The 26,002-nt window shown below is 42.1% G+C and carries 28 protein-coding genes; 9 read left to right on the top strand and 19 right to left on the bottom strand.

Going from position 1 to position 26,002, the window contains the following annotated elements; all coding sequences use genetic code 11:
• Window positions 1-26 precede the first annotated feature (26 nt).
• Complete coding sequence (locus tag ACTJKA_RS08795) at window positions 27-1,100, bottom strand: M42 family metallopeptidase (RefSeq protein ID WP_008343043.1); 1,074 nt, start codon at window positions 1,098-1,100, stop codon at window positions 27-29.
• 199 nt (window positions 1,101-1,299) lie between these two features.
• On the opposite strand from ACTJKA_RS08795, the gene ACTJKA_RS08790 reads away from it, so the two are divergent.
• Entirely contained in the window at window positions 1,300-1,614 is a 315-nt protein-coding gene (locus ACTJKA_RS08790; RefSeq protein WP_003217759.1) for a PepSY domain-containing protein, read from the top strand.
• A 40-nt stretch (window positions 1,615-1,654) separates the two neighbouring features.
• Here ACTJKA_RS08790 and ACTJKA_RS08785 read toward each other — a convergent pair whose 3' ends face one another.
• The 3 genes from ACTJKA_RS08785 to trmB form a co-directional block, all read right to left on the bottom strand.
• Entirely contained in the window at window positions 1,655-3,352 is a 1,698-nt protein-coding gene (locus tag ACTJKA_RS08785) for an NAD-dependent malic enzyme (protein ID WP_035391093.1), read from the bottom strand.
• 73 nt (window positions 3,353-3,425) lie between these two features.
• On the bottom strand, window positions 3,426-4,274 hold the full coding sequence (locus ACTJKA_RS08780; protein WP_035391091.1) for a YtnP family quorum-quenching lactonase: 849 nt from the start codon (window positions 4,272-4,274) through the stop codon (window positions 3,426-3,428).
• A 116-nt stretch (window positions 4,275-4,390) separates the two neighbouring features.
• On the bottom strand, window positions 4,391-5,032 hold the full coding sequence (gene trmB, locus ACTJKA_RS08775; RefSeq protein ID WP_025207815.1) for a tRNA (guanosine(46)-N7)-methyltransferase TrmB: 642 nt from the start codon (window positions 5,030-5,032) through the stop codon (window positions 4,391-4,393).
• 189 nt (window positions 5,033-5,221) lie between these two features.
• Between trmB and ACTJKA_RS08770 the strand changes: the two genes are divergently transcribed.
• Complete coding sequence (locus tag ACTJKA_RS08770) at window positions 5,222-5,497, top strand: YtzH-like family protein (RefSeq protein WP_019743713.1); 276 nt, start codon at window positions 5,222-5,224, stop codon at window positions 5,495-5,497.
• On the opposite strand, the gene ACTJKA_RS08765 is transcribed toward ACTJKA_RS08770, so the two are convergent.
• The 4 genes from ACTJKA_RS08765 to thpR form a co-directional block, all read right to left on the bottom strand.
• Window positions 5,494-6,294, bottom strand: a complete 801-nt coding sequence (locus ACTJKA_RS08765) for a phosphotransferase family protein (RefSeq protein WP_026050132.1) — start codon at window positions 6,292-6,294, stop codon at window positions 5,494-5,496. The two genes, ACTJKA_RS08770 and ACTJKA_RS08765, sit on opposite strands and share 4 nt — an antisense overlap.
• 284 nt (window positions 6,295-6,578) lie before the next feature.
• A complete protein-coding gene (locus tag ACTJKA_RS08760; protein WP_017367869.1) occupies window positions 6,579-7,508 on the bottom strand; it encodes a YegS/Rv2252/BmrU family lipid kinase in 930 nt (309 codons plus the stop codon).
• A 47-nt stretch (window positions 7,509-7,555) separates the two neighbouring features.
• Window positions 7,556-8,491, bottom strand: coding sequence for a hypothetical protein (locus ACTJKA_RS08755; protein WP_017367870.1), 936 nt, complete (start codon window positions 8,489-8,491; stop codon window positions 7,556-7,558).
• A 25-nt stretch (window positions 8,492-8,516) separates the two neighbouring features.
• On the bottom strand, window positions 8,517-9,068 hold the full coding sequence (thpR, locus tag ACTJKA_RS08750; protein WP_008343035.1) for an RNA 2',3'-cyclic phosphodiesterase: 552 nt from the start codon (window positions 9,066-9,068) through the stop codon (window positions 8,517-8,519).
• Window positions 9,069-9,161: 93 nt separating this feature from the next.
• Here thpR and cysK point away from each other — a divergent pair, with 93 nt between their 5' ends.
• Window positions 9,162-10,091: a cysteine synthase A gene (gene cysK, locus ACTJKA_RS08745; protein ID WP_056705481.1), complete on the top strand. Its 930-nt coding sequence runs from the start codon at window positions 9,162-9,164 to the stop codon at window positions 10,089-10,091.
• 56 nt (window positions 10,092-10,147) lie between these two features.
• Here cysK and ACTJKA_RS08740 read toward each other — a convergent pair whose 3' ends face one another.
• Both ACTJKA_RS08740 and pepV read right to left on the bottom strand, forming a co-directional pair.
• Window positions 10,148-10,768 (bottom strand): Type 1 glutamine amidotransferase-like domain-containing protein, encoded by a 621-nt coding sequence (locus ACTJKA_RS08740; RefSeq protein WP_046344245.1) that lies wholly within the window; start codon window positions 10,766-10,768, stop codon window positions 10,148-10,150.
• 27 nt (window positions 10,769-10,795) lie between these two features.
• Entirely contained in the window at window positions 10,796-12,196 is a 1,401-nt protein-coding gene (pepV, locus tag ACTJKA_RS08735; RefSeq protein ID WP_017358328.1) for a dipeptidase PepV, read from the bottom strand.
• 94 nt (window positions 12,197-12,290) lie between these two features.
• Here pepV and ACTJKA_RS08730 point away from each other — a divergent pair, with 94 nt between their 5' ends.
• Both ACTJKA_RS08730 and ACTJKA_RS08725 read left to right on the top strand, forming a co-directional pair.
• Complete coding sequence (locus tag ACTJKA_RS08730; RefSeq protein ID WP_345911058.1) at window positions 12,291-13,589, top strand: NCS2 family permease; 1,299 nt, start codon at window positions 12,291-12,293, stop codon at window positions 13,587-13,589.
• A gap of 369 nt (window positions 13,590-13,958) precedes the next feature.
• Window positions 13,959-14,180, top strand: coding sequence for a DeoR family transcriptional regulator (locus ACTJKA_RS08725; protein WP_008356419.1), 222 nt, complete (start codon window positions 13,959-13,961; stop codon window positions 14,178-14,180).
• A gap of 66 nt (window positions 14,181-14,246) precedes the next feature.
• Here the strand turns inward: ACTJKA_RS08725 and ACTJKA_RS08720 are convergent, their stop codons facing one another.
• Both ACTJKA_RS08720 and ACTJKA_RS08715 read right to left on the bottom strand, forming a co-directional pair.
• On the bottom strand, window positions 14,247-14,963 hold the full coding sequence (locus ACTJKA_RS08720) for a pseudouridine synthase (RefSeq protein WP_046344247.1): 717 nt from the start codon (window positions 14,961-14,963) through the stop codon (window positions 14,247-14,249).
• A gap of 16 nt (window positions 14,964-14,979) precedes the next feature.
• Complete coding sequence (locus tag ACTJKA_RS08715; protein WP_144667095.1) at window positions 14,980-16,602, bottom strand: putative polysaccharide biosynthesis protein; 1,623 nt, start codon at window positions 16,600-16,602, stop codon at window positions 14,980-14,982.
• A gap of 175 nt (window positions 16,603-16,777) precedes the next feature.
• Here ACTJKA_RS08715 and ACTJKA_RS08710 point away from each other — a divergent pair, with 175 nt between their 5' ends.
• The 4 genes from ACTJKA_RS08710 to ACTJKA_RS08695 all read left to right on the top strand — a co-directional run bounded on the left by ACTJKA_RS08710 (window position 16,778) and on the right by ACTJKA_RS08695 (window position 20,574).
• Window positions 16,778-18,049, top strand: a complete 1,272-nt coding sequence (locus tag ACTJKA_RS08710) for an NAD(P)/FAD-dependent oxidoreductase (protein ID WP_159145015.1) — start codon at window positions 16,778-16,780, stop codon at window positions 18,047-18,049.
• A complete protein-coding gene (locus ACTJKA_RS08705) occupies window positions 18,046-18,243 on the top strand; it encodes a hypothetical protein (protein ID WP_073415768.1) in 198 nt (65 codons plus the stop codon). Before ACTJKA_RS08710 ends, ACTJKA_RS08705 begins: the two co-directional genes overlap by 4 nt.
• Before the next feature lie 140 nt (window positions 18,244-18,383).
• Window positions 18,384-19,916, top strand: a complete 1,533-nt coding sequence (gene opuD, locus ACTJKA_RS08700) for a glycine betaine transporter OpuD (RefSeq protein ID WP_017358333.1) — start codon at window positions 18,384-18,386, stop codon at window positions 19,914-19,916.
• A 133-nt stretch (window positions 19,917-20,049) separates the two neighbouring features.
• Complete coding sequence (locus ACTJKA_RS08695; protein WP_099496688.1) at window positions 20,050-20,574, top strand: CbrC family protein; 525 nt, start codon at window positions 20,050-20,052, stop codon at window positions 20,572-20,574.
• 30 nt (window positions 20,575-20,604) lie between these two features.
• Here ACTJKA_RS08695 and ACTJKA_RS08690 read toward each other — a convergent pair whose 3' ends face one another.
• From ACTJKA_RS08690 to ACTJKA_RS08660, 7 genes are all read right to left on the bottom strand, one after another.
• On the bottom strand, window positions 20,605-20,787 hold the full coding sequence (locus tag ACTJKA_RS08690) for a sporulation protein Cse60 (protein WP_003217582.1): 183 nt from the start codon (window positions 20,785-20,787) through the stop codon (window positions 20,605-20,607).
• Window positions 20,788-20,888: 101 nt separating this feature from the next.
• Window positions 20,889-21,200, bottom strand: coding sequence for a rhodanese-like domain-containing protein (locus tag ACTJKA_RS08685; protein ID WP_017358336.1), 312 nt, complete (start codon window positions 21,198-21,200; stop codon window positions 20,889-20,891).
• A 54-nt stretch (window positions 21,201-21,254) separates the two neighbouring features.
• Window positions 21,255-21,938: a YesL family protein gene (locus ACTJKA_RS08680; protein WP_046527550.1), complete on the bottom strand. Its 684-nt coding sequence runs from the start codon at window positions 21,936-21,938 to the stop codon at window positions 21,255-21,257.
• Window positions 21,939-21,962: 24 nt separating this feature from the next.
• The gene (locus ACTJKA_RS08675) at window positions 21,963-23,252 is read right to left on the bottom strand and encodes a Gfo/Idh/MocA family protein (protein ID WP_182489244.1); all 1,290 of its coding nucleotides are present in this window, start codon (window positions 23,250-23,252) and stop codon (window positions 21,963-21,965) included.
• An 18-nt stretch (window positions 23,253-23,270) separates the two neighbouring features.
• Window positions 23,271-23,795, bottom strand: a complete 525-nt coding sequence (locus ACTJKA_RS08670) for a hypothetical protein (protein WP_025207829.1) — start codon at window positions 23,793-23,795, stop codon at window positions 23,271-23,273.
• Complete coding sequence (locus tag ACTJKA_RS08665) at window positions 23,792-24,904, bottom strand: glycoside hydrolase family 88/105 protein (RefSeq protein WP_216099465.1); 1,113 nt, start codon at window positions 24,902-24,904, stop codon at window positions 23,792-23,794. Before ACTJKA_RS08665 ends, ACTJKA_RS08670 begins: the two co-directional genes overlap by 4 nt.
• A gap of 18 nt (window positions 24,905-24,922) precedes the next feature.
• Window positions 24,923-25,888, bottom strand: a complete 966-nt coding sequence (locus tag ACTJKA_RS08660) for an ABC transporter permease (protein WP_008343019.1) — start codon at window positions 25,886-25,888, stop codon at window positions 24,923-24,925.
• Window positions 25,889-26,002: the final 114 nt, after the last annotated feature.

Below are 26,002 nucleotides of genomic sequence, written 5' to 3'. Positions count from 1 at the left end.
TAATGAGGCAGCCTTTTTCTTATCGTTTACACTTGTTGATAAATCGAATCCACCGTGCTTTGATCACAATTTTTCACAAGACGAACAATTAATTCTTTTGCCGCTGCATAATCATCCACATGCAAGACAGAGTGACTTGTATGAATGTAACGCGCGCATACACCAATAACAGCAGACGGTACACCTTGATTTGAGATATGGACACGTCCAGCATCCGTACCGCCTGGCGATACGAAATATTGGTATGGAATATTGTTTGTTTCGGCTGTATCGAGGACAAATTCTCTCATGCCTCGGTGCGTAATCATCGTGCGATCATAAATACGAAGAAGTGCACCTTTTCCAAGCTGGCCAAATTGTGATTTGTCTCCCGTCACATCATTTGCGGGACTCGCATCTAGAGCAAAGAACAGATCCGGCTGAATCATATTCGCAGCTACCTCAGCCCCTCTGAGCCCTACTTCCTCTTGGACGGTTGCACCTGAATATAGCTGACATGAGAGGGTTTCGTCTTTTAATTCTTTCAATAATTCAATGGCAAGTCCGCACCCATAGCGGTTATCCCAAGCTTTGGCTAAAATCTTTTTCGGATTGGCCATTGGGGTAAAGACCGTTGCAGGAACGATTTGCTGCCCTGGGCGAACGCCAAGCTCTTTCGCTTCTTCTTCACTGTCTGCACCAATATCAATCAGCATATCTGACGGTTTTACTGGTTTGCTTTTTTGTTCTGGTGTCAGAAGGTGAGGAGGTGTGCTCGATACAACGCCCGGAATTGGCCCGTGATCCGTATGAACATCCACGCGCTGCGCAAGCATCACTTGACTCCACCAGCCGCCAAGTGTTTGAAAACGAATCATTCCGTTTTTCGTAATGGATGACACCATAAAGCCGACTTCATCCATATGACCAGCCACCATAATCTTCGGCGCGTTCTCTGGACCTTTGCGGACACCAAACACTCCGCCAAGACGATCCTGTATGAGTTCATCGGAATATTTCTCAAGTTCCTTTTTCATAAAAGCACGCACATGGTGCTCATTACCTGGAGTTCCCTGTAGTTCTGTTAAATTTCGGAAAAGCGACATTGTTTCTTCGTTCATTTGACAGTTACCCTCATTTCTATGTAATGACCATATAAATTCCTATAAAAATAACACTCACTTTATACTATAAGAATTCTTTCGGTTTTCCAAGTATCTCTCCAGAAATTTTGAATATGCTTTCAAGTATTCGGATTTCTTAACATCGCTGGACAAGTTTTGTATAATGGAAAAAACAGCAATACGGAGGTGCAGCACGTTGAAGTTAAAACATGTTCTGATTGGTGCGAGTATAGGCGTAGCCGCTGCAATTGTTGCAAAGAAAGTCTTTTTCCCTACGTATATCTCGTCTGAAAAAGCGTTAAAAATTGTGAAATCTGCTTTTAAACAGCGCGGCCCGATTGATGGCTCTTGGATTTATACTGTACCAGAACCGTATACCGTAAATGGTGAAACGATTGATGTGTACAAATCTGGCATTACACGCTCCGCCTTTGGCGAGCTTGAACAGTATGAAGTCATGATTGATGCAAAAACAGGCATGATCGTTGATGTCATTGATTCTGTTGCTTAATAAGAAAGCTTCGCAAAGACAAGTCCTTGCGAAGCTTTTTTTAGATGGCTTTGATTTTTTTGTATACAGGGTGCCACATGGCGTCTTGCACAGCCTGAATGAGATCATCAGGGGTTTCTTCCGCAATTCCTTCGTCAATCGCTGCTTGTGCCACACGGACAGCCACTGTCGCTGAAACTGTTCGAAGCTGATCAACACTTGGAAGCATCGCAGCACCCGGTTTTCCGACATTGACCATGCTCGCAATCGCTTCAGCACTCGCAACAAACATGCTGTCTGTCATGAGGCGGGCTTTACACACAATCGTTCCAAGACCAAGCCCTGGAAACACAAGGGCATTATTTGCCTGCCCAATTTCATATGTCACACCGCCATATTCAACTGGATCAAACGGGCTTCCCGTTGTGACAAGCGCACGTCCTTCTGTCCACTCAATGAGATCTTCCGGCTTTGCCTCTGAAAGAGGTGTTGGGTTAGACATCGGTAAAATCGCTGGTCGCTCTACATGTGACGCCATTTCTTTCACAATTTCCTCTGTAAATGCCCCACCTACAGTTGAGGTACCAATTAAGATCGTAGGTTTCGCCTGCTTCACGACCTCTAACAAATCAATTGAATGCTTTGGACCATTACGTGCATAATCCTTCACTTCATCAGAACGTCTTGCATACGGCTTTTGGAATGGCTGAATGTCAGGTGAATCATCTGTGAGCAATCCCGTTTTATCAATACACCAGAAATGATCATATGATTCCTCTTCTTTGACACCATCTCGCACGATGGCATCACGAATTTGCTCGGCTATACCAATCCCTGCTGTACCTGCTCCAAAGATCACGATTCGGTGATCTTTCAGCGGAACCTTCGATGCTTTTGCACAAGCAAGAACGGCAGCAAGTGAGACGGCTCCAGTTCCTTGAATATCATCATTAAACGTACAAATACGGTCCTTATATTTTTCCAAAATGGCGCGCGCATTTTTTGTACCGAAGTCTTCCCAGTGAAGAAGTGCATTTGGAAAAGTCGCACGGGCAAGCTCAACATATTGATCAATAAACTGATCATAGCGCTCTCCTCGAACGCGGGAGTGCTGATTTCCCACATAAAGCGGATCATTTAAAAGGCTTTCCTGGTTGGTCCCAGCATCAAGCACCACTGCCAGCACACGGCTAGGATCAATACCTGCTGCAGCTGTATAAACAGCCAGTTTTCCGACTGAAATGGCGATTCCGCCAACACCCCAGTCACCGATGCCTAAAATTCCTTCTGCATCTGTTGCGACAATGAGATCAATTGATTCATCCACTCCGTAAGATGCAAAAATTTCTTCCATTCCTTCTAGGTCATCAATGGATAAATAAATTCCTCTTGGCTTTCTATACTCGTGGCTGTAACGCTGAATCGCTGTTCCTACGGTCGGTGTGTAAACAATCGGCAGCATTTCTGCCAAATGCTCATTTAATAATTTATAAAAGAGCACTTCATTTCTGTCATGAAGCGCAGTTAAATAGACATTTTTCCCAAGTGCATCTGGCTGTGCTTTGAACTGTTCATATGCACGCTTTGCTTGATCTTCTAGTGTTAACACCTTCGGCGGCAGAAATCCCTTTAACCCAAGCTCTTCCCGCTCTTCCTTTGTAAATGCGACTCCTTTGTTTAAATAAGGGACAGACATGACTTCGATCCCTCTTAACGGTGTCTCGATGACATCACCATGTACACGATAAAATTGATTCACCTGCACTCTTCCTTTCACAAGTTCATTTTGTCGTTATTTTGTGTGAAAGGCGAAAAAACATACAGATGATCTTTTATCTTCCGGTTTCTCTTTTGACCTCATGGGTCATTGCCCCGTCTTCATCCCACTTTACAGCACGGTAGATGGCATCATGATAAAACAAGTACCATGCATTGTTTTCTTCGGCAAATGCCTGCCATTTTTGTTTCGCTGGGATCGAGGTCATTGGATAATCATCATATGCCAAGACCCAAAGCGGGTTTTTATGAGCGTGTGTCGGCATGATATCCGCTAAATGAATAGCTGTTTCTCCCTGACTTGTGAGCGTTAAGATGCTATGCCCATTGCTATGTCCACCTGTATGATGCAGGCGAATGCCTTCTGTTACTTCGATGCTATCTTCAAATGTCATGACTTGATCGGCAACAGGCTCCCAGTTTTCTTTCCAATATGTATTTCTTGAGCGGATGTTCGGTGCTCTCATTTCGTCCCATTCAATTTTGGACGTGATGATTTTTGCCTGCTGAAAAACAGACACGAGCTCATCGCCTTCACGTTTTGTCAGCCCGCTTGCATGATCAAAATGCAAATGAGTCATTAAGACGTAATCTATATCAGATGGGCGCAAACCGAGAGCCGCAAGTGATTCTTCTATTTTCGTTTCCTCTGTGACGCCATAATTGCGTTTTTGTTTCTCTGTCAGCTTCCCTGATCCGATGCCGGAATCTACTAACAGATGAAGACCGTTCCACCGTATGAGCATTGGATCACACCGTAATTCAATTTGATTTCGATCATTCACAGGGTATTTTTTTGACCATAATGGCTTTGGCACCACGCCAAACATGGCACCGCCATCCATGTGTGTATCTCCCCCATTTAACCAGAACAGTTCCATTTCACCTATTTTCATTGTCTCCATTGCTGTCATCCCTCCTTTTTCTATCGTAGCAAATACAAAGGAAAATCGCATGTGCTAATCTTTTTATCAAAAAAAGCTGACCGCAATCGTTCGTTGCAGCCAGCTTTGTTCGCTTGTTATTCAGGGAATTTCACTTCTGATCGATAGATCGGTTGTCCCATGGAAGAGAATTTCTCTTCATATTCTGTCATGACATTTCCTTCGAGGCCATCCTCATGTAAATCAAGGCTCACATACGTTAAAAGGAGTCCGTAAGACGAAAAGCTTTTCAAGGAATATTCAAATAGTCCGCGGTTATCGGTTTTGAAATGTAATTCACCGCCTGGACGGAGGATCTGTTCATATCGCTTTAAAAAGGCTTTAAACGTCAACCTACGTTTTTCATGCCTTGATTTTGGCCACGGATCAGAGAAGTTTAAATACACCCGGTCAATCTCATTTTCCGCAAAGACATCTGTCAGTGTCTCTGCGTTGATGTTCAGAAGCTTTACGTTTTCTACATCTGTTTCTTTGATTTTATCGACTGCCGTCACAATGACACTTTTAAATAATTCAATGCCGATATAGTTTATCTCAGGATGAAGCTTGCCCATTCCGGCAATAAAACTCCCTTTTCCTGTACCGACTTCGATATGGATTGGATGATCATTTCCAAACAGCTCATGCCATTTCCCTTTGTATTGTTCAGGGTTGGCTAAAGCAATATGAGCATTTTCAGCTAAGTAATCATCCGCCCACGGTTTATGTCGCATTCTCAATTTGATACACCTCTATTTTCTTTACATTTTATCAAGATACCATGAAACATAAAGAGCCGCAAGACAGCAACTTATCCGCACATATGAAAAAGACCAGCTGCTATTTGGGCTGGTCTGCTTCATGTATAAAATCAAAGCTGAATGCACAGTTTAACCACATAAATGACACGCCTTGAAAGGAGCATACGTATGGGATTAAACCGCCAACATCAGCTTCAATTAATCAAAGATATTTTAACTGATCACCAGCTGGATTGCTGCGGGACTGTTGCAGAATATGAACAGGTGGGACGCGTGATTCAATTAATGCTGGCAAAAGAAGATTTGGATGCTGACGTTCGTCAGCTACTATCCGATATTTATGATTACAGCCAAAAAGGTACCTCTGTCAGTTCAATTGATGCACATATCGAAGCGCATCAATCGCATCTATCTGACTGGGTCGAGAACATTCCACTGTCTTAATGGATGTTTAACCGTTTTAAGAGTGCATGTAGCTCGGCTTGCACTTCTTTTTGCGCCTTTTCATTTCCTTTTCTTTTATGCCAAACGACAAACGAGACGGTTTCAGCCAGCACATACCATGCCATGCGTTTTCGCAAGTTGTCGGTCAGCGGAGCACCATACATAGAGAGCCAGCTTTCCCAGTTCTCTTCTTCAACATAATGGTATAAGAGCGGTCCAAGATCAATCGCTGGATCTGCAATCATTGCCCCGTCCCAATCAATTAAATAGAGCTGATTTTCATCTGTCAGCAGCCAATTATTATGGTTGAGGTCACAATGGCATACGACCTTATCCTCGAAATGAACTGCGTCCACATGTTTCTCTAAATACTGGATGGCGCGCGTGATATCATGTGAGTCAATCTGCTCTTTTAAGATCGATGCCTTGAGATGCATCAAGATCGATGCCGGGTCAAGCGAGTGCTTTTCTAATCGTTTCAGCATATCGAGCAGCTCTTTTGATGTATGAATTTTTCTTAGCTGCTCCGCTACAGGACGGTCATTCATGTCCTTTGGCTTCAGCTCTCTGCCGCTCAGCCAGTGCTGCGCAGTAATGACATCCCCATTTTCCATCCGTTTTGTCCAGACAAGCTTCGGCACAATGCCTTCAGCTGACAAAACCGCAAGAAACGGTGACGTATTGCGTTTTAAAAATAGCTTTTGGTCATTGTGTGTTGCGAAGTACGCATCTCCCGTAGCGCCTCCAGCAGGAGAGATGTGCCATTCGCTACCTAATATTTGTCCCAACCAGTTCATATCAATTTTCAACCCATCATTTCTTAAAATATTTTAAATCATGCTTTTTTAGTCGACAAAATTCAGCCGATTGAGATCAATTGGCTGTTTATTTTTTATTTATATGATCATAAAAACAAAAAGGACAGCTATTGAGAATGAGATGCTAAACAATAGCCGTCCTATAGATTTTATCGCTACCTTCTTATACTCGTCAAGCAAAACTAGAAAATCAGGACAAGAACCTTATGAAAAAGGAAGTCTTTTTTCATGTTTCTTTTGCTCGTGCGCACACTGGCTGCTTCTTAGCCACGTAATTTTAACGATCGCTCACTAGCCTTAACAAACACTGGAGTGGCGCCAATCACTTCTCCATCGGCGTGAAATAAAATTTTTTCATCTGCCTCCAAGTAGGCTTCTTCATGCTGAAAAAGGGTGACTCCTTCCATTACAAGGTGCTTTTTAAAAACCATTGCACTTAAAAATAAGAGAACTTTCAATGGATTCAAATCCGTGACAACGAGCGTTTGAAATCCTGATTGCCTCGCACTCGCTTCCGGCGCTGCTTCCAGCCCGCCCCCATAGTAAGGGTGATTACATACGATCACAAACCACACTTGGCGAAAAACTTTTCTCTCATTTTCAATAAAAAGAGCAAGGTCAAACGGTTTGAATGACCATAACGAATGTAGAAAAGACAGCGGGTAGATGATAAACCCGAGTTTGAGTCGGTTGAGCCACTTTTTCCCTCTAAAATGTACCGTTCTCTTCAAGACATGCGCATCAAACCCAACACCAATATGATTGAGAAAAAGAACAGATTGCGGACTTTCTGCATGATCTTGAAAGGAACCGAGAGAAAATGTTTTCGTCAGCATCCTCTTTTGTTTTCTCACTTCTTTGATCACATCATGACGCTGGATGCCCAGCCCCTTCGCAGCATCATTCCAATGACCTGCTGGGACAAAGCTTAGCTGCACATGATCAATTTCTTTTAAACCATTCAGTACTTCATGAAATGTGCCGTCACCGCCAATGACGATCAGCCGTTTCAATCTGTCGTCTTGCATAGCGCTAATCTGTCTCGCCAAAACTTCGGCATGTCCTTCATGCTGGGTAAGAAACGATCTGTATGAGATCTCTACCTTTTGTAATTCTTTCTCTATGCTTCTCCAAGTGCGGAGTCCTTTTCCTTGTCCTGCTGCTGGATTGACGATAAAGTACCATTCATTCATATATTAGCTCCACTCAGGTCTCATTTTTTGGTGACCTTGATATGCCTTTAATCGAGCCATTCCTGCCTTCTTTTGCTGTCTGATTCACCATAAGCGAGCAATGCCTTTGTCGCTTTGAATTGCTGATGCTTTGTCGGCGCGGTGTTTTTCCGCTGCTTATCAAACCAATCCTCCGCTTTCTTCTTATCGACAACCTCCATCCCGAATGGAACTTCGGGCAAATCAATATACGAGGTGCGGCTGATGAGGATTTTTTTCACAGGAAGCTCTACACCACTTTGCTGTAAAATTTTTGACACAACAGTTCCAGAGCGAAGAAGGCTTGCGCAAGGGTTCAAGACGGATTGAACAGCTTTTCCAGTCGCCCGCTTTTCCCAAAAACGTTCCTTCGATCCAATATATACGCTGTCTGGCTCTGCTTCTAAGAAAGATAAACAGATGACTTCAAGCGGCGTAATGAGCACTGGACACAATTCCATCTCAGCTTTTTGAATGAGCAGCACCGGCTTGTACATCACAAAATAAGAATCTGGCAGCTGCCTTGCAAGCATCCGCAGCTTTTCATCATATCGAATGTGGTGAGAGACAGTTGAAATATGAGAGATCGTCGAGCTGGCCCATTTTAATTGAACATCGTAAAGATGATCCTTAAAAAAGTGAATCAGCTTCGTTTCATCGGTAGGAACGTTTGTAAAAACACCTTGTTCTATATCTGTTGGCTCGTTAAAAAGACTCAGGTCACGTTCCTTTTTCATATCGGCTTCTTTTTGCTTTCTTTTTAAGGAGAATTTCTTTCTCTTTTCTTCCTCTTGCTCAGGTGCTTGCTCGGTGGCTTGGTCAGCCTGCTTTTGCACCTGCTCTTTTGAAGCCTTTTTTAACTCGTCCCACCTTTGTTTTTTCAACCGAATAAACTGATTGATGTAATGATGCGGGTCTTGTTCATATCGTGATATATAATCTTGGATTTTAATAATTTGCGCCATCTGCTGCTCACTCCAACCTCTAGAATCATTTATGTAGTGTAAATTGTTTGATCGCGTGATAACGTGGGGTTTCTTTTAGACGAATTTCAAATAAAGCGATACTAGAAACCTCCATCGAATATGGTTCTTTCCGTAAGGGCGCTTGTTCTATATAGGACTGTTCTCTATTCCATTTGCGCGCAATCGTCATATGTGGATGAAAGGGTCTTTTTTCGACAGGATGACCTGCTGTCAAAACGGCTGTTTTTACCTTTTCTCTTAGATCCATCAAAGGCTTACTTTCAATAGGCTTTGCAAAAAAGACTCTCGGCCGCTCCTTTTGACCAAATACCCCTATCTCATTCAGCTTCAGCGGGAAAGCAGACACCTCATGAGACAGCTGTTCAAGCAGCTCAGATATCTTATTTAAACGGTCCTCTGGAATCGCGCCTAAAAACACAAGGGTGACATGATAATCAATGGGTGCTGTCCATTTTTGAAAGGAAAGTCCGCTCCTCTTGTCTATATCCGCTTTCAATTGATACGCGAGTTGTTCAGGGATTGGAATCCCGATAAAATAATGACGGCTTTCGGCCATATTTTCACCTGTCCTTTTTAACAAACTTTACGAATCCCCATTGATGATAGTATAACTAAAGTAATGCGGAATGAGAAGAAAGGGTGTCACATGATGAAGGTTGCACAAAATATAGCTGAATTAATAGGTCATACACCACTTGTAAAATTACAGCGCCTTCAGCCAGAACATGGCGCTGCTGTTTATTTAAAACTGGAATCATTTAATCCTAGCGGAAGTGTAAAAGATCGGGCTGCTTACAATATGATCCTTGAGGCAGAAAAACAAGGAAAGCTCACAAAAGGGGCAACGATTATTGAACCAACGAGCGGGAATACAGGAATTGGCTTAGCGATGAACGCTGCTGCAAGAGGCTACAAAGCCATTCTGATCATGCCTGATACGATGACCCAAGAAAGAATCAATATTTTAAAGGCATACGGCGCACAGGTCGTTTTAACCCCAGGGGAGGAAAAAATGCCAGGCTGTATTCGCAAGGCAGAAGAATTAGCTGCTCAAATTCCTAACAGCTTTATTCCCATGCAATTTGACAACGGTGCGAACCCCGATGCTCATAGAGGGACAACGGCTGTAGAAATTATCGATGCAGTGCAACAGATCGGGCAGCCGCTTGCCGCTTTTGTCGCAACTGCTGGAACGGGCGGAACCATTACAGGCACTGGAGAGGAACTCAAAAAAGCATTCCCGGAATTGACGATACATGTGGCAGAGCCAAAGGGGTCTCCTGTTTTATCAGGCGGGAAACCTGGCAAACATAAGCTTGTTGGCACAAGTCCAGGATTTATCCCACATATTTTAAACGAACAGGTGTATGATGAGATTGTGCAAGTGAGTGATGAAGATGCTTACGACATCACACGAAAGCTCGCCCGTCTTGAAGGTATTTTAGTCGGTCCATCATCTGGTGCGGCATGCTATGCAGCGATTGAAGCAGCCAAGCAAATGCCAAAGGATCACATTGTCATTTGTATGACAGCAGACACGGGTGAACGTTATTTATCAAGTGATGTGTTTCAAGATTAAAAAAGGAACAGGGCGTATGCTCCTGTTCCTTTTTCTTCGTTTCATATGAACAACTCCTACAAGACCGTCTTGACCTCAGTCTGTTCGCCTGTCACAAGTAAAACTTGTTCATCAGTGAGCGGGCATAAAGAGAGCGTATTTTGATCTTTCTCTATGATGTGCTGCGCGGCTTCACCTAAATAAGGATTGTTTATATGCGGTACCGGATAGCTGCTGATCTCATTGAATCCTTCAAAGGAAGATAATTCTAGCGCTTTCTCCTGATCATCCATCAGTGAGATGTATTCAATGCTTGGCGCCATGATAATACTCCCCGCAGATTCTCCGATATACAGCTTGCCTTTGCCGATCTCTTCTTTCAATACACGATCGAGCCCGTGCTTTCTTAATTCTTGCAGCAAATAAAAGGTATTGCCGCCAGATACATACATGACATCATTCTTCCTAATGATCTGTGTGATCTCCTGAACCGTTTGCCCGGTCAGTTGAACAGTCTCTACACGCATTTCTAATTGATGAAAGGCTTCTTTTGCTGCATCGACATAGTGCGTGACTTCTTCCACTTCACTGGCTACCGGAATGAATGTCACACTTTTTCCTTTTAAGGTGTCGCCTGCAAAGTCAGACAAGAGAGAATAGCTGTCTTTGAATGAAGAGCATAAGAACATTTTTTTCACGGTGAATCCCCTCTTCTCTTTCCTTTTTTATTTCGCCAATTCATACATGGCTTGTGCATATAGAGCAGTTGCTCGTAGTAAATCATCGATTTCGATATATTCATCCTTTTGGTGTGCGCAATCAGGTCTTCCAGGGAATAGAGGGCCAAAGGCAACACCTGCTTCTAATGACCTTGCATACGTTCCTCCCCCAATCGCAATAAGATGGGCAGGATCTCCTGTTTGTTCTTCGTAGACACGCTGTAATGTTTTCACAAGTGGATGGTCTTTTGAGACGTGATGAGGAGGACTGTTATCAAATTTCTCAATCGTTGCCCCTTTTATTCGTTCAATCCCTTTTTTGACTTCCTCACCGTCCGCGGTTACGGGATAGCGGACATTCAGTCCAAGCTTCGCTTCTTCGTTTTGCGAATAGCGGATTGTGCCAACATTCAAGGTCAAGTCACCACTAATATCATCTTTACAAGCGATGCCGAGTTTTTGTCCTCTTGTGTCTTGATCAAATAAGGCATTAATTTGTGATGTAAAAGCGAGCCCTCTTTCATCTAATTCATGCGCACATAAGAAATTCGCCATATGAATGCCCGCATTTGTGCCATTCGCCGGCTCCATTGCATGAACTGATACACCTTTTAATGTGAATGTCAGTCCATCTGCTGTATGGTTTGTCTCACCGGTTAACTGATTTTCCGCAAGATAGGCTGCAAAAGCCGTTTTTAAGGCTTCAGCATCGTGATCGTTTGCTGCTGCCACAATCGCGCGAGCCTCATCTGGGACCATATTGAGACGCATGCCTGATGTGAATTGCTTGAGGATGTAACGCTTGTTTTCTTCTGATTGTTCGTATGTAAAGGATACGATGGCATCTATGATCCCTTTTTCAGCATGAATAATTGGAAAATCAGCATCTGGTGCAAAGCCAATTTGCGGCATCGCCTCATGCTTGAAATAGTGATCGACGCATCTCCAATCGCTTTCTTCATCTGTGCCAATGATGATTCGAATCTTTTTCGACAGCGGCAGACCGGCATCTTTTAACATTTTCAATGCGTAAAACGCCGCCATGGTCGGCCCTTTATCATCAATGGCTCCTCTTGCAAAGATTTTATTTTCTCTTATGTCCGCTGAAAATGGCGGGGTTGTCCAGTCGTCTCCCGCAGGCACGACATCCACATGGCATAGCACACCGACGATATCTTCGCCTTCTCCATATTCAATATGACCAGCATAACCATCAACATTTTTCACTTTGAAGCCCTCGTCCTGCCCTTTTTTGAGCATATACTGAAGAGCCTCATCCACTTTTTCACCGAACGGTTTTCCTGCTGTGCCGCCTTCTTCATCCAAGACACTTTCAATTTGTAAAAAAGATTGTGTATCCTGAATCAAATTGTCTTTTTTTCGTATGACTTCTGCTTCCCAATTCATTTTTCCATTCCTCCTTGAAAAAAGGTTGCAATCCACCCTTAAAACGAATATTATATTAAGTGTTTTGTAATAATGTTCGTAAATGGAGGATTTTATGTTTCAGTTAAAAGAGAACCAAACCAACATAAAGAAAGAATTACTCGCTGGTATGACGACATTCTTTACGATGGTATATATTGTAGCCGTCAATCCAGGAATCCTTTCAGATGCAGGCATTCCTTTTGACCAAGTCTTTACTGCAACCATTATCGCTGCTGTTGTCGGTACACTCTGGATGGCACTCTTTGCAAACTATCCAATTGCCATTGCACCAGGTATGGGGCTGAATGTCTATTTCACCGTCACTGTTGTCGGTGGTGGGGGCCTCAGCTATCAAACAGCATTTAGTGCGGTATTTGTTGCTGGAATACTCTTTATTATTTTATCGTTAACATCCCTTAGAAAACAACTCATTGAGGCGATTCCAGATAATTTAAAGTACGGGATTACAGCAGGTATCGGATTATTTATTGCATTCATTGGGCTAAGACAGTCTGGAATCATCACTGCTGATCCACAAAATCTTGTGAAGCTTGGCAATTTAAGCTCACCTGTTGTCATTTTGACACTCGTTGGTTTAATGATTTCTGTCATATTAATGGTTCTTCAAGTGAATGGAGCGCTGTTTATCGGCATGTTAGCAACCACATTAATTGCACTTGCAACAGGCCAGCTTTATTTTCCTAAAGTGCTAGTGGATACCCCAGAACTGCCTGAAGGAATGCTGATTACAAATCCATTCGCTGCGTTTGGCGATGTATTTTCCCATCACTTGTATGCTGTTGTCTTCTCCTTTTTACTTGTGACGATTTTTGATACAACAGGAACAATGATCGGGGTTGCGGAACAAGCAGGTTTAATGAAAAATGGTCAGCTCCCAAAAGTACGCAGAGCCTTACTTGCTGACTCTGCTGCGACAACAATTGGCTCAATGTTTGGAACAAGCCCAACCACAGCTTACATTGAATCCTCATCAGGAGTGGCTGCTGGCGGAAGAACTGGACTGACCTCTTTAACCGTTGCTGCATTGTTTATTGTGGCTTTGTTTTTTGGTCCGCTCGTTCAAGCCATTTCGTCTTTGCCGTCCATCACTTCACCTGTCTTAATCATTGTCGGCTGTTTGATGATGAATTCAGTGTCACGTATTCGCTGGAATGAGCTTGACGAAGCATTTCCTGCTTTTCTTGTGATTCTTTCCATGCCGCTGACATCTAGCATCTCTACAGGAATTTCACTAGGATTTATTTCATATCCACTTGTGAAGCTGGCAAAAGGAAAATGGAAAGAAGTGCATATTCTTGTGCTCATTTTCGCCGTCTTATTTTTCATGCAGCTCTTTTTCTTAGAAGGATAACCAAAATAAAAAGACACATTTCTCATTTGAATGTGTCTTTTTTGTATGAATGATTTTTTATTTTGTAAATTTTCTGTGTTTATTTTTTGATCTTTCTTAAGTGGCAATTTTCTTTATATGCCTTGTGTTTATTGGGTTGTAACCGGATTCAAATCATGATATATAACATATTTCAATTCATGAAGACAAGTTTAAAAACACGTAAAGTTGACTTTTTGGTGGAACTAGATGCATAATAACGTGTATAATAGAATAAAACATTAAGAAACACGAACATTTACCATTGTTGCATGTCCTTATTTCGCAGTTTTAGTGTAGTAAGTTGTGGTTAGTCAAGTCCATCCGATCTTATTGATAGGGAGTGGTTTTTTGAAACCTTCAACAAACCGTATGATGACTCGAATAAAATCAGTTTATATGTTCATTCAAGAGAAAGGTCTTGTGACGACACAAGAGCTGGTTGATGAATTCGGGATCACACCTAGAACCATCCAAAGAGACTTAAACGTGCTTGCCTATAACGATCTTGTTCATAGTCCAAGCAGAGGCAAATGGGAAACAACGAGAAAAAAAGTAAAAATATCATCATAAGCGAATAATGAACTTCCATATAACAAAAAGAACCGGCGGATGCCGGTTCTTTTCTTTTTCTCTATATTAATCACGATTGATTAAGCTGTCTAACTCTTCTTCCGTCAATTCACGGTATTCTCCTGACGCCAAATCTTCGTCTAATGAAACAGCCCCCATCGAGAGCCGTTTTAAAAAGATCACTTCATTGCCCACTGCTTGTGCCATCAGCTTCACTTGATGGTACTTCCCTTCAGTAATCGTTAAACGGATTCGTGTATCTGCCTCTTGGTTGGCATCTACTTCAACCTTCGCCGGCTTCGTTCGGTAGTCGTCTAAAATCACAACTCCCTCTTCAAGACGAGTGATGTCTTGATCTCCAAGCGGGTATTTTAGATGAACTTCATACGTTTTCGGGACATGTTTTTTCGGAGATAACAATTGATGAGCAAGCTGGCCGTCATTTGTAAGGAGGAGGAGACCGACTGTATCCTTATCCAGTCTCCCCACAGGGAATGGCTCCCTTGCCATATCCTCTGGCTCTAGTAAATCGACAACCGTCTCATCTCGCAGATCCTCCGTTGCTGAAATGACACCGTCTGGCTTGTTCATCATGAGATAAATGAATTCTTTATACTCTACACGCTCTCCATGCACGAGCACTTCATCATTTGTTGGATCGACATGATCTTTCACCTGCTTCGCCACTTCTCCATTCACTGTGACAGCCCGGGCCTTGACCAGCTTCTTTACATCTTTCCTTGAACCAAAGCCGGTATTGGCCAGCAATTTATCAAGCCTCATGCTTCTCCACCTCTTCTTAACTCTTTTTTCTTAAAAATGATGGCATCCGGCTGCCAAGTACACGCTCTAACAATCCAACTTTATAAGATAAGAACATATACACACCGCCGCCAGTGATCATTGAAATCAAAATAACAATACCAGCTTGTATGATTCCGCCTTCATATGAAATGACTTGACTCACAAGCTGACATGTCACATAAGCCACTACAGCCATGATTGCCGTTAAAATACCAATTAAAATAAACCGTTTGAAAATCCTGCGGAACGAATAGCCTGCATGGCGCTTGATCATGATGAACATATACAAAATCGAGGCACTGTAGCCTAATGCCGTTGCAAGCACAGAACCGTTTCCTTGCAGCCAGCTAATCAGCGGGATATTGAGAACCGTTTTAATGATAATCCCTAACAAAAGACTGACGATCGCAAATTTTTGTTTGTTAATCCCTTGTAAAATCGCTGCGTTAATGGTGAATAAAGAAAACAGTAACGCAACAGGTGCATACCAAAACAAAATAGAAGTCCCAATCTCAGGATGCACAGACGGATAGAAAAACCAATAAACTGGTCCAGCCAATGCCGAAATACCAAATGAAGCAGGCAGCACGAAAAATAGAACACCTTGCATCGTCTGGTCAATTTGTCTGTTTAATAATTTATAATTTCGTGATGTAAAAGATTCTGTGATAGTTGGAATTAATGTTAAACCAAATGCCGTCGCTAATGATACTGGAATCATTACAAGCTTAGGTAAATATAAAGTAACTATAGAAAGTACTGCAGTACTTATATCTTTAAAACCAGCATTAATCATTGCTTTATTAATAGTATTAGTATCAATGTAAGAGTATAGAGGAATAGCTAATCCAACAAAAACATAAGGAGCAGCATAACTAAATAACTCAATAAATATTTTTTTATATCCAAGACCTAGATTTGGTCCAGAATTAGGCTGCATCGCAAGTAATTTATCTTTCCGCTTGATCCAATATACATATAACGTGAATAAACCTCCAAAAGAACCAATCAGAGCAGCAAAAGTAGCATATCCTACTGCGATGACAAGACCCCCGTTAAGCACCTTTAAAATGACATAAGTTGCCGTCAACAAGAAGATAATTCGGACTATCTGTTCAACAACTTGTGAAACTGCTGTTGGTCCCATCATTTGATGCCCTTGAAAAAAACCACGTATAAGACCCATAATCGGGACAACTAAGAGAGCCAAACTCACCATTCTAATTACATATGTCACCTGGTCAACCGTTAGTCCACCAGTTTCGGTTGATCCGCCAAGCTGTATCTCAGCAAAAATTGGGGCTGATAAATATAAAATACTAAAAGCAATGATACCTGAAACAAGCATAACAGACATGCCGGCTCTAAACATTTTTCTTGTTGTCTCAAAGTCACCAATCGCGTTATATTTTGAAACAAATTTAGACACCGCTGCTGGAAAACCCAGAGTAGCAATGCTAATGAAAATCGTAAACTGATTGTACCCATATTGGAATAGCGCACCACCAGTCGCTCCGACCATTGCGCTAAATGGAATTAAGTAAATCATACCAAGAATACGAGAGAGATAAGTCCCAATCGTTAAAACCAACGTACCACGAAGCAGTTTATTAGACATGCGCTTAACCACCATTTTTCTAATGAATATTCAACTTAACTATTTTAACACATCATTTCATCGCACAGGTAACAAATCCAATACAGAAGTCACAAAACCAATCAATTCATATTTCAGCCTTCCCCAATCTTCGTTATAATAGAGAAATGACTGAAAGTAGAAAGAGGAATGTAACATGAAACATTATGATGTCATTGTCATTGGCGGTGGACCTTCTGGACTGATGGCCGCGATTGCATCGGCAGAACACGGTGCATCGGTTCTGTTAATTGACAAAGGAAACAAACTTGGCAGAAAGCTCGCCATTTCTGGCGGTGGACGCTGCAATGTGACCAATCGCCTTCCAGTAGAAGAAATCATCAAGCATATTCCCGGAAACGGCCGTTTTCTATATAGTGCATTTTCTGAGTTCAATAACGAGGATATTATTTCGTTCTTTGAAAATCTAGGTATTGAACTAAAAGAAGAAGACCATGGACGTATGTTCCCTGTCTCAAACAAAGCACAATCTGTTGTGGATGCCCTATTAGATAGGCTCCGCGTGCTCAATGTGACCATTCGAACGAATGAAAAGATTAAAACCGTTCTGTATCAAGACGGACAAGCAGCTGGAATTGTTACAAATAATGATGAAAAAATTTCAAGTCATGCCGTTGTCATTGCTGTTGGCGGGAAAAGTGTGCCTCATACAGGCTCTACTGGCGATGGCTATGCATGGGCAGAAGCCGCTGGCCATACCATTACAGAGCTCTTCCCAACAGAAGTACCCGTCACGTCAGACGAGCGTTTTATTAAGGACAAAGTGCTTCAAGGCCTTTCATTAAGAAGTGTGGCCGTGAGTGTTTTAAATAAAAAAGGAAAACCCGTCGTCACTCATGTCATGGATATGATCTTTACACACTTTGGCTTATCAGGTCCTGCCGTTCTGAGATGCAGCGGATTTGTTGTGAAGGAACTAAAAAAGCAACAGACCGTCCGTCTTCAAATTGACTTATACCCAAAGCTCAATGACGAGGAGCTTTTCCAAAAACTTCATCGTGATTTAAAAGATGAACCAAAAAAAGCCATTAAAAATGTCCTGAAATCTTGGATGCAAGAGCGCTATTTATTGTTCCTTTTAGAACGAAATGGCATTGATCCGCAGGAGACATTTTCTGGTCTCGCTAAAGAGAAACTGCGCGCTTTTGCTCATGATTGTAAACATTTCATCGTCCATGCAAATGGGACGCTTTCTTTAGATAAAGCCTTTGTTACAGGTGGCGGCGTTTCTGTCAAAGAAATTGAACCGAAGAAAATGGCATCCAAAAAAATGGCCGGTCTTTATTTCTGCGGAGAAATTTTAGATATTCACGGTTACACAGGTGGTTACAATATTACGTCAGCACTTGTGACAGGCAGGTTAGCTGGCATGAATGCCGCACTAGAACTAAAGGAGAGATTTCAATGATTAGACGCGCACTTCCGATTGTCCTTGCAGTTGTCATTAGTTTGACAGCCGCTTTCTTTATGAAGCTGTCCATTACCCCGTTAAAAATCGCCATTGTTTTAGCGTTTACGATTTTCGCAGTTTGTTTAAAAGAATATGTCTACCGTCTGCGCAAACGAATTGAAGAAAAGTCATCTTCACATATCGATGGTTGATAAATGGAAGCAAAACATGTTACGGTAAAATAGAGGTCGAGTGAGAAACTCGCCTCTTTTTGTTTGAAAATAGTTGAGACAGGGGATATTAAACAAAATCCTCTGCTTAAACGTGTAGAACAACAGGAGAGTGAGATGGTGTGAAAAACGTATCAAGTGTATTTTGGATTGTGATTGCAATCACATTTATTGCCGTTCTATGGGGAGCCTTTTCTCCAGAATCACTGCAAAATGTGACAGATCAAATTCAAACATACATTACAAATGACTTTGGCTGGTATTATTTATTAGTTGTATCACTGCTAGTCGGCTTTTGTCTATTCTTTATCTTCAGCCCTATCGGAAAAATTACGTTAGGAAAGCCAGGTGAAGAGCCTGAATTTGGTCTTTTTTCTTGGTTTGCCATGCTATTTAGTGCTGGAATGGGCATTGGGCTTGTTTTTTACGGAGCAGCTGAACCGATCAGTCATTATGCGATTCAATCACCAACGGGTGACACTGAAACTGCACAAGCCTTCCGTGATTCCCTTCGTTATACTTTTTTCCACTGGGGACTTCATGCATGGGCGATCTATGCCATTGTTGCGCTTTGCATTGCATACTTTAAATTTAGAAAAGATGCGCCTGGCTTAATCAGTGCAACACTGCAGCCAGTTTTAGGAGATAAAACGCACGGATGGATCGGAAAAACCATCGATTGTATTGCTGTGTTTGCGACAGTTGTTGGTGTTGCAACGAGCTTAGGATTAGGCGCAGCACAAATCAATGGTGGATTGGATTATCTATTTAACATTCCAAATGCCTTTAGCACACAATTGATTATTATCATCATTGTGACGGTGCTCTTCCTTGCATCTGCTCTTAGCGGTATTGGTAAAGGGATTAAATATTTAAGTAATATCAACATGGTATTAGCAGCTGTTCTGATGTTTTTCTTACTTTTGGTAGGTCCAACAGTTTATATTTTAAATTCATTTACTGACTCTATTGGACAATACTTATCCAACATCGTTCAAATGAGCTTTCGCTTATCTCCAAATGACCCTGAAAAGAGAGAATGGATTAACGGATGGACGATCTTTTATTGGGCATGGTGGATCTCTTGGGCACCATTTGTCGGGATCTTTATTGCACGTGTATCACGTGGACGAACCATTCGAGAGTTTTTAGTTGGTGTGTTAGTTGCTCCATCTATCCTTGTATTTCTTTGGTTCTCTATTTTCGGTGTTTCTGCGATGGACTTACAGCAAAAGAATATTGTCGATGTTGCAGGCCTTTCTACGGAAACCATGCTATTTGGAGTACTAAATGAATATCCGCTGGCAATGATCACATCGATTCTAGCTCTTATTTTAATTGCGGTATTCTTTATCACATCAGCAGACTCAGCTACATTCGTTCTCGGAATGCAGACAACCTATGGATCATTAAATCCAGCGAATAGTGTAAAGATCAGCTGGGGTATTATCCAGTCAGCAGTTGCGGCAGTGCTCTTATTTTCAGGCGGTCTTGAAGCCTTACAAAACACAGCCAAACTTGCTGCTTTACCGTTCTCTGTTGTCATCATTTTAATGATTGTATCTCTGTACAAATCATTAAATGAAGAACGAAGAGCGATTAAACAAGCAAATAAGTACAATAAACCAAGAAGTCCAAGAGTAAAAAAAGCATAATCATCACAAGAGAAAAGTCGTTCCTCATCCGAACGGCTTTTTTTCTCGTTGAAATAATTGAAGATTGTCATGACATCGCGTATTCCGATAAAATAGTGTTGAATCATCACTTTTCTACATAATGGAGGTTTATATGACGTTACCTACGTTCAAGTACAACCCAGACCCAGTTTCATTACATGTGATTAAAAAAGAGCAGACGATATGCCCCGTTTGTGAGAAAGAACGAGATTATGTATATCATGGTCCTTTTTATTCTGTTGAAAACGTTTCTGGCATTTGTCCTTGGTGCATTAAAGATGGATCAGCTGCTCAAACATATAATGGAATGTTTCAAGACGATGTGAGTTGTGATGACGTCGATCATGAAGAATATATAGATGAACTGATCTACAGAACGCCGGGTTACCGCGGATGGCAGCAGGAATATTGGTTAAGCCATTGCGGGGATTTTTGCGCGATTGTGCAGTATGTTGGTTGGAAAGAAATTGAGCATTTAGAGGAAGAACTCTCAGAGGATATTGAAGAGATTTGCAGTGGTGGACATTTCACAAAAGAGAACCTGAAACAATGGCTCGTGAACGGAGGAGACTTGCAAGGCTATCTCTTTCAATGCGTTCACTGCAAAAAGCATCGTTTACATATTGACGCTAGTTGATCATGTCAAAAGGACCTTCAGCAGGTCCTTTTATTTTTTATATAAAATGAGCGCTGAAAAACAGTAGAGTTGCTCTCCTCCTTGCTCACAGATCACCGCCACATTGTATTTGATGTCAATAATTTGGTCGTCGTCCATTCCTTTTAAAAAAAGATTGATTTCGCTTTGCAAATCTTTCTCGTGTTCTTCATCAAATACAGCTACCTTCAGCACATATGCCACTCTCCCTTCTCTTGCTACTCTATTTTTATGCAAATAGAGACGGACATATGAACAAAAAAAGCCTTCCATCTTGTCGATGAAAGGACTTCTTTTTACAGCTTCGGTTTTGTTTCTCCTGTCCATGCAAGCATGCCGCCAACGACATTGGTTGCTTGATAGCCTTGGTCTTCTAAGAAATAGCAGACATTCTCACTGCGTTTACCAGAACGGCAAATAATATAATACTCTTGCGTCTTATCAAACGCATCTAGCTTCTCAGGAATATCGCCCATTCGAATATGGACTGCCTCTGGAATCATGCCTTCTGCTACCTCTTCATCCTCACGCACATCGACGAGTTGAATGGCTTCTTCTTGCTCTAGCTTTTGCTTTAATTCTTCTATTGAAATTTCTTTTACAGACACGACTCTCATCTCTCCTTTTAATCACGGTGACACCATTATAGCAAATCATACACGTCACTGCGTATTCACCCGCTTGGATTGAAGGAAAGACGGGAATCGTTTCTTCACATCAACTGCCGGCTGTTCGCTTTCAAACTCTATCTTTTTAAACACTTGATAGGCTAGCCACATGTGGCCATATGCGAGAATGCTGATGCTAAAAAACGGCACGATCCCTGGCAAATAAGCAAATAGGATAAAGAGAATAGCCGAGAAAACGAGCATAGAGAGCGTATATTGCAAATACGAGATGCCAAGCAGAAGGGAAAATTTCAAATAAAGACGCTTTTTCCAATCATAATGAGCCAGCAGCGGAAAGATATAAAACAAGCTGACAATAAACAGAAAACCAAAGATATAGATCGCAAAGCGAAGCACGTGTAAAAACCAACTCGTTGGATAAATATAAGCAAGGTCTACATAAATAATCGTCCCGATGGTGACCAGCACCACTCCAATGACATTAGAGCGTACAAATTCTTCGCGGTATACTTTCCAAAAGGTTTGAAAGACGCTGACTTGCTCATGCCCTTGTATCCACTTTCTCATCACAGAAAATAACGCTGTTGTTGCAGGCATGAAGCCAAAGATTCCAAGCCCAAGTAAAGTGAACAAAAGCCATAACAAATTCGTATAGGCGAGTCTCATCACCCACTCACACATACGCAGCATTCTGCTCATTGATCCATCATGATCCATCTCTCGTCCCTCCTCTCTTTCTCGTTACACCGTCTCTTTTTGAAACAATTCTTCTATTTCAATCGGGCGTTTTTCTGCAACTGAGCGCCACATGCCTTCGCCAAGTGCAATGGAATAAGCACCCGCCTCTGCTCCTGCTGAAATGTCATAAGGAATGAGCGGATCTTTTCCTAAAAATAAATCTGCTAATAATAGCGGATCTCCACCTCCATGACCACCTGATTGCTTCACAACTTCAATCGTTTCTTTTCCACCAAACATCGGGTAGTATGCAATTGTCTGTTCAGGGAATTGAAAAGGGATTCTCGATGGCACATGAAACTCATTTGTTTCAATCCGTCCCTTCGTCCCGTTAATCGCAAGCCGGTAGCCTTCATATGGCGCTGAAAATTGAATCGAGTAACTTAACAAAGCCCCCTGATCATAAGCCACTGACGCCACGTATGTATCCTCAATATCAATTTCTTGATCAAAAATACAGGCATCCGGGCGATAATTCGAGTATTGCTTTGACTGCTGCTCACCTGATTCAATATGGTCATCCTCCACCTTTGTGCGCTCTACCCGCGGATTCCACCTTGCTTCATAATGACAGGTATCTCTTACATGGCAGGTTCCACAATATCGATTCTCTTCACCCTGCAAAGGATTCCAAGTACTTTCATCCCCATAATAATTCAGTGCCCCATAAGCAAATACTTGCTTCGGCTTTTGATCAATCCACCAGTTGACCAAGTCAAAGTGATGGGTCGATTTATGAATAGACAGACCGCCTGAATATTGACGCGAGCGGTTCCACCTTTTAAAATAACTGGCTCCGTGATACGTATCAATGAGCCAGCTTAACTCAACAGACGTGACCCTTCCAATCTTTCCATCTAAAATGAGCTCTTTTATCTTTCGATGGAATGGATTGTAGCGATAATTAAAGGTGACGGTGACCTTCCCTTTGCTTTCTGCTTCTTTTTCCATCACCTGTTTGGCGTCTTTTGCTGTTGTGACCATCGGCTTTTCCGTTATGACATCCAGATCATGATCCAGTGCCTGCAGGATATATGTGACATGTGTATCATCTCGCCCCGCCACAATGACGATGTCTGGCCTTGCTTCCTTCACCATCTGATCAAATGCATCCTCATGAAAAAATGAGACGCCCCTTAGTGATGGAAAACGTTCCTGACAAAGTGTATACCGCTTCTCATCTACATCTAAGAGCCCTGTAATCCTGTAATGCTCGTTGAAATCCTCGGTGAGCGGTTTGATAAACATATTAAAAGCACGGTGACTGAGCCCGCAAACGGCGACCCTTTTCACATTCCCCCACCCCTTTTTCTATTGGTTTTCACGAAGCTGCTTCATGAGAGACAGTGCCTCTTTAGATTTCTCCGCATACACAGGTATGAAGGCGACCATATCTCGGTGTAATCGAAAGGTATAGCCATTTAGCTGCTTTGTTCCTTTCTTGATTTGGACCGCATAATCGACTGTATTTCCCGTCTTTGCATCTTCCACCGTATATGGTCCTGCCCCTTCGCCATCTACCCGCATCTCTTCAAGCAGCTGAAAGCTTTCAGGATCATCATATGTTCTAAACATTTCTTCCGGGACAAACATCACGTCCCCCTCTTTTGCAGTTATTTCAACAAGAAGTTTTTCAGGAATTGCAGGGAAGATGTGAACGTCGTATGTCTCTTGATTTGGTTGAAAAGCTTTCTCCACTAATTGGTCTTTCATTGCTTTTGACATGTCAGAAAAAATAAGGACATCAATCCCCTCTGTTTTCCCCTGACAGGCGGACAAATAAAAGGCAGCGATGAAGCTGAGGAGCCATGCCGCAGCCCTTTGATGCCGCCTCATACCTTTTGAAACACAGACAGCTTTTCTAGTTCAGTTAACGCCATAATAAAAGCGCCTGCTCCATGCAAATCATTCGTGCTCCGCTCTCGGCCAACGTAATAGTCATAAAATCCCGCAGATGTTCCAATACAAATATCGTTCACTGTAAAATCGCCGTTGTCTTTTTCCTCCGTTTTATACTGAATCAATCCTTGATACGCTTTGACCACGTGATCAACATATCGAAGACTGACATATCCTTCATTCATGGCTTTTGCCATCGCATACATGAATAGACATGACCCTGAGCTTTCAAGCCAGTTGTCGCTATGACTTCCTTTATCAATGATTTGATGCCATAGACCCGTTTCGTCGTCCTGATATTTTGCCACACTTTCCAGCATATCTGTCAGTGTGTCCTTCCACACTTTTCGTCCTTCATGTCCTTCTGGTAAATCTTCGATCATATCGGCTAACGCAAGGACATACCAGCCAAAGGATCTTGCCCAAAATTCTGGGGAACAGCCCGTCTGTTGATCAGCCCATGGCATCACTTTCCGTTCATCCCATGCGTGATAGTAAAGGCCCGTTTTTTCATCTTTGGTATGCTTTCTCATGAGATGCTCTTGATGGATGACCATGTCCACCAGCTCCAATTCTCCTGTCAACTGGGCATACTTTAAAGCAAAAGGTCCACCCATATAAAGACCATCTAGCCACATTTGATAAGCATAATTGTCTTTATGCCAGAAACCGCCCTCAGACGTGCGATTCAGCGTCCGATAAAGCCCCCGAAGCTTTTCTGCTGCCTTCACATACCGCTTCTCTCCCGTTCTTTCAATCAGCGGGAATAAAATGAGCCCTGCTTGAATGGCATCAAGCTCGTCTCTGCGGAATAACAGATTCCCATGGTCATCAATGAGTGAGTCAGCATAATTTTTCACATAATCAAAGTACGCCTCGTTTTCTGTTGCTTCGTAAAGCTTCATCACTCCGCAAAGGAAAACCCCTTGATGATAGTGCCACCTTCCAGCTGGCGGAAGTTCAATCGGTGTATACGCTTTCATTATTGTTTGTGCTAATTTCTCTGCATGCTCAAGCGGTGATCCCTTTTCAATCGATAATGTCATTGGTCTTCATCTCCCCTTTTAATAAATCCCTTCTTCTCCAAACTTCTTCGCTAAACGGTTCGCCATCATGACCAAAATAAGTCCAACGGCTGCTTTAAATAAACCAACTGCGGTACTATAGCTGAATTGTCCTTGCTTCAGACCAGCTGTATACACATACGTATCAAAAATCTCTGCGACTTCCCTGTTGGTCGCATTGAGTAATAAATAGACATGTTCAAATCCAAGCTCTAATGTATCACCAATTTTTAAAATGAGCAGTACAACAATGACACTTTTAATCGCAGGAAGGGTGATGTGCCACATTTGTCTAAGTCTGCCGGCTCCATCCATTTTTGCTGCTTCATATAGCTGCGGATCCACTGCTGTAATCGCAGCAAGATAAATAATGGTTGACCAACCCGCTTCTCTCCAGATTACCTGCAAAATGTACATGGGTCTAAACCATTCTTGACTAAGAAGGAAGTTAATCTTTTCTCCTCCAAAGAAAGCAATCAATTCATTGATCAACCCGCCATCTACCGTTAACAAAACAAAAGATAAGGACACGACAATCACCCATGACATGAAATGAGGAATATAAATCATTGTCTGAACAAATTTCTTAAACAGTGCCAATCTGACCTCGTTTAAAAGAAGGGCTAATAAGATCGGAATCGGAAAGAAAATCACGACATTCATGGCAAATAAAATGAGCGTATTTTTTAATAAGATGAAAAATGTTGGTTCTGTAAATAAGCGAATAAAGTGTTTGAAGCCAACCCACTCACTGCCAAGAATTCCGAGAAACGGCTGGTAATCTTGAAAGGCAATGATCAGCCCCCACATAGGGACATATTTAAAGACAAGAAAATAAAGGAGCCCTGGCAAAATCATTAAATACAGAAATTTTTGACTAAGTAATTGGTTAAGTAAGCGCTTTCTCTTTTCTTTTTTCAAAGCTGCCGCAGGCACACCCTTGGCAGTGACATCCTGTGTTTTCACAGATAAAGCCTCCCCTCATGCTGATGCATGTGTTAACTGTATCTTAAGGATGAAAAATCCGTCTACAATCATATCATCAGATCATATTTACTCAGGGGAAGCTACTCAAAACGT

It is taken from the genome of Bacillus sp. 22190 (assembly GCF_052045575.1).
Classification (GTDB): Bacteria; Bacillota; Bacilli; order Bacillales; family Bacillaceae; genus Bacillus; species Bacillus altitudinis.
This window is presented reverse-complemented; position numbering and strand designations above follow the sequence as displayed.